General features: G+C 71.4%; 9 protein-coding genes. 4 read left to right on the forward strand and 5 right to left on the reverse strand.

All coding sequences use genetic code 11. The annotated features are described in order from the left end of the window. Nucleotides 1-1,059: urocanate hydratase (hutU, locus tag ABT381_RS33185; RefSeq protein WP_351600923.1), on the forward strand; the 1,059-nt coding region annotated here is incomplete at its 5' end. A 67-nt stretch (nucleotides 1,060-1,126) separates the two neighbouring features. Here hutU and ABT381_RS33190 read toward each other — a convergent pair. Further along, nucleotides 1,127-2,707 carry an amino acid permease gene (locus ABT381_RS33190; protein ID WP_351600926.1) on the reverse strand — a complete coding sequence of 527 codons (1,581 nt, stop codon included), beginning with the start codon at nucleotides 2,705-2,707 and terminating at the stop codon, nucleotides 1,127-1,129. A 23-nt stretch (nucleotides 2,708-2,730) separates the two neighbouring features. Here ABT381_RS33190 and ABT381_RS33195 point away from each other — a divergent pair, with 23 nt between their 5' ends. After that, nucleotides 2,731-3,570 carry an IclR family transcriptional regulator gene (locus ABT381_RS33195; RefSeq protein ID WP_351600929.1) on the forward strand — a complete coding sequence of 280 codons (840 nt, stop codon included), beginning with the start codon at nucleotides 2,731-2,733 and terminating at the stop codon, nucleotides 3,568-3,570. A 10-nt stretch (nucleotides 3,571-3,580) separates the two neighbouring features. Here the strand turns inward: ABT381_RS33195 and hutC are convergent, their stop codons facing one another. Next, nucleotides 3,581-4,336 (reverse strand): histidine utilization transcriptional repressor HutC, encoded by a 756-nt coding sequence (gene hutC, locus ABT381_RS33200; protein ID WP_351600932.1) that lies wholly within the window; start codon nucleotides 4,334-4,336, stop codon nucleotides 3,581-3,583. A 162-nt stretch (nucleotides 4,337-4,498) separates the two neighbouring features. On the opposite strand from hutC, the gene hutG reads away from it, so the two are divergent. Continuing rightward, a complete protein-coding gene (gene hutG, locus ABT381_RS33205) occupies nucleotides 4,499-5,548 on the forward strand; it encodes a formimidoylglutamase (RefSeq protein WP_351600935.1) in 1,050 nt (349 codons plus the stop codon). A 42-nt stretch (nucleotides 5,549-5,590) separates the two neighbouring features. On the opposite strand, the gene hemC is transcribed toward hutG, so the two are convergent. Then, nucleotides 5,591-6,529, reverse strand: coding sequence for a hydroxymethylbilane synthase (gene hemC / locus ABT381_RS33210; protein WP_351600939.1), 939 nt, complete (start codon nucleotides 6,527-6,529; stop codon nucleotides 5,591-5,593). A 186-nt stretch (nucleotides 6,530-6,715) separates the two neighbouring features. Here hemC and ABT381_RS33215 point away from each other — a divergent pair, with 186 nt between their 5' ends. Next, entirely contained in the window at nucleotides 6,716-7,444 is a 729-nt protein-coding gene (locus ABT381_RS33215) for a transglycosylase SLT domain-containing protein (protein WP_351600942.1), read from the forward strand. Here the strand turns inward: ABT381_RS33215 and ABT381_RS33220 are convergent. Together ABT381_RS33220 and asnB are read right to left on the reverse strand one after the other, a co-directional pair. After that, a complete protein-coding gene (locus ABT381_RS33220; RefSeq protein WP_351600945.1) occupies nucleotides 7,441-7,953 on the reverse strand; it encodes a MarR family winged helix-turn-helix transcriptional regulator in 513 nt (170 codons plus the stop codon). The genes ABT381_RS33215 and ABT381_RS33220 overlap by 4 nt on opposite strands. Nucleotides 7,954-7,971: 18 nt before the next feature. Then, the gene (asnB, locus tag ABT381_RS33225; protein ID WP_351600948.1) at nucleotides 7,972-9,813 is read right to left on the reverse strand and encodes an asparagine synthase (glutamine-hydrolyzing); all 1,842 of its coding nucleotides are present in this window, start codon (nucleotides 9,811-9,813) and stop codon (nucleotides 7,972-7,974) included. Between the last annotated feature and the right edge of the window lie 315 nt (nucleotides 9,814-10,128).

Consider the following 10,128-nt stretch of genomic DNA (forward strand, 5'->3'; position numbering starts at 1 on the left):
GAGCACCGCTACCTGGACGTGCGCGCCGACAGTCTGGAGCACGCGCTGCAGCTGGCTACCGAGGCGCGTGATCAGCGCAGGCCGCTGTCCATCGGGCTGCTGGGCAACGCGGCGGAGCTGCTGCCGCGGATGCTGGCCGAGGGTGCGCCGATCGACATCGTCACCGACCAGACCTCGGCGCACGATCCGCTGGCGTATCTGCCGGTGGGCGTGGACTTCGAGGACATGGCGGCGGCTGCGTCCAAGGACCCGGCCGGGTTCACCACCCGCGCCCGCGAGTCCATGGCCAAGCACGTCGAGGCGATGGTCGGCTTCATGGACGCGGGCGCGGAGGTTTTCGACTACGGCAACTCCATCCGCGGCGAGGCCCAGCTCGCGGGCTATGACCGGGCGTTCGCCTTCCCCGGCTTCGTCCCGGCCTACATCCGCCCGCTGTTCTGTGAGGGCAAGGGCCCCTTCCGCTGGGCGGCCCTGTCGGGTGAGGCCTCGGACATCCACAAGACGGACAAGGCGATCCTGGACCTGTTCCCGGAGAACGAGTCGCTGCACCGCTGGATCAAGATGGCGGGCGAGCGCGTCCACTTCCAGGGTCTGCCGGCCCGGATCTGCTGGCTGGGTTACGGCGAGCGCGACAAGGCGGGCGAGCGCTTCAACGAGATGGTGGCTGACGGCACGCTGCAGGCGCCGCTGGCGATCGGCCGGGATCACCTGGACTGCGGCTCGGTGGCCTCCCCCTACCGGGAGACCGAGGCGATGCTGGACGGCTCGGACGCGATCGCGGACTGGCCGCTGCTGAACGCCATGGTGAATGTGGCCTCCGGTGCGTCCTGGGTCTCCCTGCACCACGGTGGCGGGGTCGGCATGGGCCGCTCCATCCACGCGGGCCAGGTGTCGGTGGCCGACGGCACGAAGCTGGCGGGCGAGAAGGTCCGCCGCGTGCTGACCAACGACCCCGGCATGGGCGTCATCCGGCACGTGGACGCCGGATACGACATCGCCGAATCCGTCGCCGCCGAGCGCGGCGTCCGCGTTCCCATGCGGGAGGGCGACGGCGCGTAACACGCGCGCATGAGCCGAGCGGGGCCGCCGCCAATGACGTCGGCGGCCCCGCTCGTTCCGTACCCGGTCAGGCCGTGGAACGGGAACGCGGACGGACCCAGAGGAAATGAACCACCGACAGCAGAACCAGCCAGACGGCTCCGACGATCAGGGCGATCCGGGTGCTCGCGGAAAAGGCGAGCAGCACCATCACGGCCGCCATGAACACCATGGCGATGATTTGCCCGTACGGCCAGAACGGGACGCGGAAGGCGAGCGCGGCCACTTCCTCGCGCGACATCTTCCGGCGGGCCGCGTACTGCGTCGCGAGAATCATCAGCCAGACCCAGACGGTGGCGAAGGTGGCGATGGAGGAAATGATGAGGAAAATGCGGTCGGGCATCAGGTAGTTCAGCACCACGCCGAGCAGCAGCGAACCGATCATGATGCCGACGGTCATGGCCGGCACGCCGCTGCGCGAGAGCCGCCGCATGACCGCCGGGGCCTGGCCGCGTTCGGCCATGCCGTACATGATGCGGCCGGCGGCGAAGATGTCGCTGTTGATCGCGGAGAGCGCGGCGATCACCACGACGACGTTCAGCACGGCCGCCGCGGACTTGATGCCGAGACCGGCGAAGATCTGCACGAACGGGCTGGCGTCCGAGCCGATTTCCTGCCACGGATTCAGCGACATGATGACGGCGAGGGTCAGCACGTAGAAGAGCACGATGCGCAGCGGAATGGAATTCACCGCACCCGGGATCGTCTTCCCCGGGTCCTCCGCCTCGCCCGCCGTGACGCCGATGATTTCCGTGCCGCCGAAGGCGAACATCACGACCGCGAACGACAGGATGAATCCCTGGAAGCCGTGGGCGAAGAAACCGCCGTGGCTCCAGAGGTTGGACACACCGATATGCATGCCGTCGCCACCGCCGCCGACGCCCAGTACGAGAATGGCGAGGCCCGCCAGGATCATCGCGCCGATAGCCACGATCTTCACCAGCGAGAGCCAGAATTCCAGCTCACCGAAGACCTTGACGTTGAAGAGGTTCAGCACGCCGATGACGGCGATCGCGGCGAGCAGCCAGATCCAGCGCGGTACGTCGGGGAACCAGAATCCCATGTAGACGCCGAGCGCGGTGATGTCGGCAATACAGACGATGACCATTTCGAAGGCATAGGTCCAGCCGGTCGTGAAGCCCGCGAGCGGGCCGAGATACCGGGTGGCGTACTCGCCGAAGGAGCCGGCGCAGGGGTTGTTGACCGCCATCTCGCCGAGCGAGCGCAGTACGAGGAAGACGGCCGCGCCGCCGATCAGATAGGCCAGCAGTACCGCCGGGCCGCCGGCCTGGATGGCCTCGGAGGAACCGTAGAACAGGCCGGTGCCGATGGCCGATCCGAGGGCGATGAACCGGATGTGGCGGGCCCTCAGCCCGCGGTGCAAGGTCGCGGTGCCGGTGGCCGCCGCGTCGCCGGCCGCCGTATCGGTCGCCGTCTTGTCGGTGTTCTGAGAAGTGTCGGTAGTCAAAAGATGCCCCCTCCTTCGGGAACAGCACGTCCGTCCCTGACGTGTGACATGGGTGCTCGGCCGGCCGGGGCGGCGCGTGTCGCCGCTCGCACGAGCGCAGAAGCAGCCGTCTGTATATGCCTGTATAGACAGGACGGTCAAGGGGTGTTCCGGGAGATGTGCAGATGACGGAGCGGCGGGAATCCGGTATGCCCGGTACGGCGGCGGCCGCGTCCAGCACCTCGCCGGCCGTCGGGCGGGCGCTGGACATCCTCACCCACCTCGCGGGCCGCTCGGGCCCGGTGCGGGCCGCGACACTCGCCCGCGACCTCGGCATCCCGCGCTCCTCGGCTTACCACATCCTCACCGTGCTGGCCGGGCGCGGCTTCATCACCTACCTCCCGGACGAGCAGGCGTACGGGCTGGGCGTCGCCGCCTTCGAGATCGGCTCCGCCTATCTGCGGCACGAGCCGCTGGAACGGCTCGCGCGGCCGATCCTGCGCACCCTCGCGGGCCGCCTCGCGCAGCCGGTGCACCTGGGCGTGCTGCACGGCGCGGAGACCGTGTACCTGCTCAAGGAGCAGCCCGCGGCGGTGCGTTCGGGCGCCGCGGCGGTGCCACTGGTCACCGAGGTCGGCGTCCGGCTCCCGGCGCACCTCACGGCCAGCGGCCGGGCGCTCCTCGCGCACGTCGGCGAGGCGCAGCTCAAGGCGCTCTTCCCGCGCCCCGGCGACCTCATCACCCGTACCGGCAAGGGCCCGCGGTCGCTGGGCGAGCTGCGCGACCTGCTGGCCCGGGACCGGGCGCGCGGCTGGTCGGAGGAGACCGAGCTGGTCTCGGCGGGCTTCCGGTCGGTCGGGGTGGCGGCGTTCGACCACCACGGGCGGCCGGTCGCGGCCCTGAGCAGCACCTGGTACCGCCACCACCGGCCGCGCGACGAGGCGTACGTGCGCGACCTGCTGCGCAAGGGCGCGGCCCGCCTCACGCACGCGGTCTCGGGCCGCGCCCCGACGCGACAGCCGTAGGGCCGGTCGGTCAGCGGTTGTCGAACGTGCCCTGCAGCCGGTACCGGGACCCCGGGTGCAGCAGCCGCGCGATGCTGACCAGCGCCTCGCCCGACCAGGTGCGCCGGTGGATGAGCAGGCACGGTTCGGACTCGGGGACGCCGAGGACGGCGCACTCCTCCGCCGACGGCAGCACCGCCTCCACCACGTGCTCGCCCCTGCCCAGCGGCGCCACCTCGGACAGGAACGTGAACGGGGTCCGCCGGGTGAAGTCCTGCTCCAGATAGCCGGGCGCGAACTCCGGGTGGACGTACCGGTCCTCCAGCTGGATCGCCACGTCGTCCTCGAAGTGCACCACCCGCGACCGGAAGACCCGGCGCCCGGCGCCCGGGCCGAACTGCGCGGCGACCTCCGGATCGGCGGTCTCCGCCCGTACGTACAGCACCTCGGCGCGGTACCGGTGTCCGCGGCGGCGCACCTCGTCGGCGATGTTGTGCACCTCGACCAGCGCCGAACTGCCCTTGTGCAGCGCCACGAAGCTGCCCACGCCCATCACCCGGCGGATCAGGCCCTGGCCCGCCAGCTCCCGCAGCGCGCGGTTCACCGTCATCCGGGACAGCCCCAGCGACTCCACGAACCGGCTCTCCGAGGGGAGCGCGTCGCCCTCCCGCCACCGGCCGCTCATGATCTGCTCGGTGACGAGGTCCTTCACGCGCTGGTACGCGGGAGCGGCGCCGGACGCCTGCGCGTGGTACCGCCGCGCGAGGTCAGCAGCCTCCTCGGCCAAGCCGTTCACCGTCCCTCGCACTCGTGGTCACACGCTTCTCGCGGGTGACGCGGGCACCGGAATCCTAGTGGGTCTCGGATCCGAGGAACCGGGGCGTCCGCGCTGGCCCGTACGCCGGTACCCGGGTGTGATGGCAGCGGACCACCGAGGAGCTGAGGAACCGTGACGAGCACCGTGCAGCAGGCCGCGCAGGCCACCGACCTGGAGCAGCGGCAGGACCAGGAAGCGGCCGTGACCGTGGACGCACCCGCCGGGCCCTGGACCGGCCGTGACGACGGGCCCGGCATCGAGCACCTGCGCTGGCACCACGCGGTGACGCCGTACTCGGACGCCGGGCCGGACCGGGGCCGGGACGGTCACTGGGACGCCGCCTTCGTCGGCTTCCGGAGCGATGAGGGCGTGCGCCGCAACAAGGGGCGGCCGGGCGCGGCCGACGGCCCCGGAGAGCTGCGCCGCGCGCTCGCCCCGATGGCGCTGCAGACGCCGCTGCGGGCGCTGGACGCCGGGGACATCGAGGTCGGCGACGGCGACCTGGCGGCCGGCCAGCGGCGGCTGGGCCGCGCCGTCACCGCCCTCCTCGACCGGGGCCGCCCGGTGACCGTGCTCGGCGGCGGACACGAAGTGGCGTACGGCAGTTACCTGGGCCTCGCCGGCAGCCGCGCGCTGCGCGCCGGCGCCCGGCTCGGCGTGCTCAACCTCGACGCGCACTTCGACCTGCGCGACGACGTCCGGCCCAGCTCCGGCACGCCGTTCCTGCAGATGGCCGGGGACGAGGCGGCCCGGGGCGCGGAACCGAACTACTGGGTGCTCGGGGTGAGCGCGCCGAGCAACACCGAGCGGCTGTACCGCACCGCCGACCGGCTCGGCGTCCGCTACCTCCCCGACACCGACTGCGGCCTGCTGAACGTGCACCGCGTCGACGCCTTCGTGGACGACTTCCTCGCGAGCTGCGACCTCGTGCACCTCAGCATCGACCTGGACGTGCTGCCCGCCGCCGTGGCGCCGGGGGTCAGCGCGCCGGCCGCGTACGGAGTGCCGCTGGAGGTCGTGGAACACGTCTGCGCCAAGGTCGCGGCGAGCGGACAGCTGGCCGTCTGCGATGTCGCCGAACTCAATCCGGATCTGGACCTCGATCACCGCACGGCGCGTACCGGTGCCCGCCTGGTCCACCGCATCCTGACGAGCGCGCGGGGCACGCACCGCCGACCGTGACCGGGGCGGCTCGGGCCCCGGCCCCGGCCTTGGCGCCGTGCCTCAGTGCGGGATGCCGTCGATCAGTTCGCGGGCGCCCTGGCGGAGCAGGGCGACGGCGACGGAGGTGCCGAGGGTGGCGGGGTCGAGCCGGCCCGCCCACTCGTGCGCGTTGAGGATCGTCTTGCCGTCGGGGGTGAACACGCAGGCCCGCAGCGACAGGTCGCCGGCCCCGCGCCCGGACCTCGCGTACCCGGCGATGGGGGAGTTGCAGTGCCCCTGGAGCACGTGCAGGAACATCCGCTCGGCCTGCGTCTCCCGGTAGGTGTCCGGGTCGCCGAGCCCGGAGACCGCGTCGATGGTGGCGGTGTCGTCCTCGCGGCACTGCAGGGCCAGTACTCCGGCGCCGATCGGCGGGCACATCGTGTCGACGGACAGCACCTCGGTGATCACGTCGGGGCGGCCGATGCGGTGCAGCCCGGACACCGCGAGGAGCAGCGCGTCGGCCTCCCCGGCGTGCAGCTTCTCCATCCGCCGGTTGGCGTTGCCGCGCATCGGCACCGTCTCCAGCTGCGGGTGCGACGCGGCGAGCTGGGCGCGGCGGCGTACGGAGGAGGTGCCGATACGGGTGCCGGCGGGGAGCTCGTCGAGGGTGAGCCCGCCGGGGTGGATGAGCGCGTCCCGCACGTCGTCGCGCTTGAGGAACGCGGCGAACGTCGTGCCGGCGGGCAGCGGACGGTCGGCGGGGATGTCCTTGACGCAGTGCACGGCGAGGTCCGCTTCCCCGGACAGCAGCGCCGCGTCGACCTCCTTGGTGAACGCGCCCTTGCCCTCGACCGCGGAGAGGTCACCCATCCAGCGGTCACCGGTCGTGGTCACGGGGATGACCTCGGTGGCGATGCCCGGGTGCAGCGCGGCGAGTTCGGTACGGACGCGCTCGACCTGGGCCAGGGCCATGGGGGAGGAGCGGGAGACGATACGGATCAGCTCAGGGGCGGACATGGGGCCACGATAGCCCCGCGAGACTCCTCCCACCGCCCGGGCCCCGACTCGTATCGCAAAACTTCGAAGATATCGTCATTCCGCTCGGACCGCCGGTCCCGGCCGGGTGCTCGGCGGGTCTTGATTCCGGCTGATAGGACGCCTTCCAAGTGAGCCGGCGGCTCGACGGGAAGGCGATGATTTCCCATGCACGTGGCCAGGACTGCAGCCACCGCCCTTTCCTCTGTCCTCGTCCTGATAATTCCTGCCGCGATCGTGTTCAGTGGAATGGCGGATATGCGCCCCGGTGAGGCCGGGACGCACACGGAAGAAGCCGCGCTGTACGGCGGTGATGCCCGGCCGGCGGCGGCCAGGGTGGGTCACCGGGCGCCTGCCGCGTCCGGCGGGAAGGTCCGGGTCTCCTCGGCCGGGCTGGAGGGGCAGGCCGCCACGTTCGTCGCGGCGGGGCTGACGGAGCAGCGCTTCGAGGCCGCTGCGCGGGCCTCCCGGGCCAGCTCGGAGGCCCGGTCCGCGGCGCTGGAAGAGCAGCGGCGCGAGGCGGCCAGGAAGCGCGCCGAGGCCAGGGAGCGGGTCGAGGCGACAGGGCCGGCCGGGTGGATCCGCTCGTGTCTGCGAGTCACCGGATCACCCGAATACTGGTACGCCGGGCTGTGGACGATCGCCCGCAGGGAATCCGGATTCGATCCCCACGCATTCAACGGATGGGACGCCAACGCGGTGGCGGGCGAGCCGTCCCGGGGGCTTTTCCAGACGACCATGGGAACGTTCCGGGCGCACCATCAGCCCGGTACGGCATGGGACATCAATGACCCGGTGGCGAATTGCGCGGCGGCCGTGAATTACATCAAGGCGCAGTACGGCGACATCTCCCGCGTGCAGCAGGCCCATTCGGGCAGCCCGCCGAAGGGGTATTAGGGGGCTGCCGGAGATCCGTCGGCAGCCCCGTGGTCCGGCTCCGTCAGCCGGCGCAGCAGGGCGCCCGCCTCCAGTACCCGGCGCACGTCCTCCGGAGGCAGCGTGCCGAGGCGCCCGGCGAGCGCCTCGGCCTCACTGTGTGCCACGTCGTTCAGCGCGCGGACGCCGTCCTCGGTGACGACCACGCGTGCCGCGCGCCCGTCGGTCGGGTCCGGCTCCCTGCGGACCAGCCCCGCCGACTCCAGGCTCGCCACCGCGGCCGTGGCCGTCGGCTGCGAGCAGGGGATGCGGTCGGCCAGTACGCCGATGCGGGACGGGCCGAGCTGGGTGAGCAGGGCGAGGACGATGAGCTGGGTGGGCGGGACGCGGCGGCCGGGGACGGCCCTGCCCAGGCTGCGCAGCAGCCGGTGCAGGGTCACGACCAGCTCCAGCGCGGCCTCTTCACCGACCGCGCTCGGCGCCGTCTCCTCGCCGACCGTCACGCCACCGTCCACCCGTCTGTCGTCCATCGACCTGCCTCGATCAGGTCAAGAGAGTGTAATGGTCGGCGAGTACATGTCCATCCAGAGGGCCAGGTCCAGGGTGCGTTCGAGGCCGCGCCGCGATGCCTGGGTGATCTGCGGGACGTCGACCTTGACGGCGCGCCGCAGCCAGTCGCGGCTGACCAGGTCGAACACCGGGTGCGAGGGCTTGGCGAGCAGGTCCTTGATGTGGCCCTGGAGCGCGACGGCGTACTTCGGGTCCTGCGTGGAGGGGTACGGGCTCTTCACCCGGTCGTAGACCGACGTGGGCAGCACGTCGGCGGTGGCCTCGCGCAGCAGGCTCTTCTCCCGGCCGTCGAACGACTTCAGGCTCCACGGGGTGTTGTAGACGTACTCCACGAGCCGGTGGTCGCAGAACGGCACCCGCACCTCCAGGCCGACGGCCATGCTGGCCCGGTCCTTGCGGTCCAGCAGGACGCGGACGAACCGGGTCAGGTGCAGGTAGCAGATCCTGCGCATGCGGTACTCGAAGTCGCTCTCGCCGTCGAGCCGCTGGATGTCCGCGACGGCCGTGTCGTAGCTGTCCTGGACGTAACTGCCCAGGTCCATCGCCTTGGTGACGCCCTCGGTGAGGATGTTGCCGTCGTCGCCGAAGTGCTCGGCGAACTGCACCAGCCAGGGGAAGGTGTCGGCCTCGCGCGCCTTGGGGTCGAAGAACTGCTTGTACCCGCCGAAGACCTCGTCCGCCGACTCGCCGGACAGCGCCACCGTCGAGTGCTCGCGGATCGCCTTGAACAGCAGGTACAGCGAGGCGTCCATGTCGCCCAGGCCCATCGGCATGTCCCGGGCGCGGATCATCTTGGAGCGCACTTCGGGGTCGGCGAGCTGGTCGGAGTCCAGGACGATGTCCTGGTGCTCGGTCTTCGAGGCGCGCGCCACGTCGTGCACGAAGGGGGTGTCCGGGGTGTCGCGCAGCGCGTCCGGGGTGAAGTTCTCGGTCTGGCCCACGAAGTCGACCGCGAAGCTGCGGACCGTCTTGTCCTCGGCGGCCAGCTGCTGGGCGGCCAGCGCGGTCATCGCGGAGGAGTCCAGGCCGCCGGAGAGCAGCGTGCAGCGGGGCACGTCGGCGACGAGCTGGCGGCGCACGATGTCGTCCAGCAGCGACCGCACGTGGGCGATCGAGGTCTCCTGGTCGTCGGTGTGCTGCTTGGTCTCCAGCGTCCAGTAGACGCGGGTGCGCAGGCCGTTCTTGGTCAGCGTGACGACCGTGCCGGGCTCGACCTCGCGCATGCCCTCGTACACGGCGTGGCCGGGGGTCTTGACGAAGGCGAACAGCTCGCGCAGGCCGTCCAGTGTCACGGTGGGGCGCACCTGCGGATTGGCGAGGATGGCCTTGGGCTCGGAGCCGAAGAGCACGCCGTCGTCGGTGGCGTAGTAGTAGAAGGGCTTGATGCCCATCCGGTCGCGGATCATCACGAGTTTCTGCTCGCGGCTGTCCCAGATGGCGAAGGCGTACATGCCGTTGAGGCGTTCGGCGACGGCCTCGCCCCACTCCAGGTAGCCGTGCAGGACGACCTCGGTGTCGGAGTCGGTGGTGAAGCGGTGGCCGCGCGCGGCAAGTTCCTTGCGCAGTTCGGAGAAGTTGTACGCCTCTCCGGAGTAGACCATCGCGACCGGCCCGTCGGGGGTGTCGACGGTCATCGGCTGGCGGCCGCCCGGCAGGTCGATGATGGCGAGCCGGCGGTGGCCGAGGGCCGCCGGGCCCTGCACCCAGGTCCCGGCGTCGTCCGGACCGCGGCAGGACATGGTCTGGGTCATGGCGTCGACGGTGTCCTGTTCGGACCGCAGGTCACGCTGGTAGGCGACCCATCCGGCGATTCCGCACATGCTGCTCCTCCGAATCCGACCCCGGGCCGGGTGCGTAGGGGGGATCGGCCGGATCCCGAACAGGGGTCATCGGCCGGGCACCCAGGGTCATATGTATCGAGCACCTATGTAACGAGCATGTGTCAGACGGGTGTCGTCCGTCAACAGGGCCATGGGGAGTGAATGCGACTGACCGGGCAGGAGGTAAAGCGGGCGCCAAGTGCCGGTATACAGGCGGCATTTGGACGGTCATGGGAGTGCCGCGGCCCCCGGGTAGGGGGCCCCGCCCGCCCCGGGGGGGGGGGGCCCGCCCGGGGAGCCCGCCCCCGGCGTTCG

It is taken from the genome of Streptomyces sp. NPDC000151, from assembly GCF_040301705.1.
Classification (GTDB): domain Bacteria; phylum Actinomycetota; class Actinomycetes; order Streptomycetales; family Streptomycetaceae; genus Streptomyces.

Coding starts and splice junctions, on each gene's coding strand:
- ABT381_RS33220 (WP_351600945.1), bottom strand. CDS start 7,953: ATGGACGACAGACGGGTGGACGGTGGCGTGACGGTCGGCGAGGAGACG.
- asnB (WP_351600948.1), bottom strand. CDS start 9,813: ATGTGCGGAATCGCCGGATGGGTCGCCTACCAGCGTGACCTGCGGTCC.
- ABT381_RS33215 (WP_351600942.1), top strand. CDS start 6,716: ATGCACGTGGCCAGGACTGCAGCCACCGCCCTTTCCTCTGTCCTCGTC.
- ABT381_RS33195 (WP_351600929.1), top strand. CDS start 2,731: ATGACGGAGCGGCGGGAATCCGGTATGCCCGGTACGGCGGCGGCCGCG.
- hemC (WP_351600939.1), bottom strand. CDS start 6,529: ATGTCCGCCCCTGAGCTGATCCGTATCGTCTCCCGCTCCTCCCCCATG.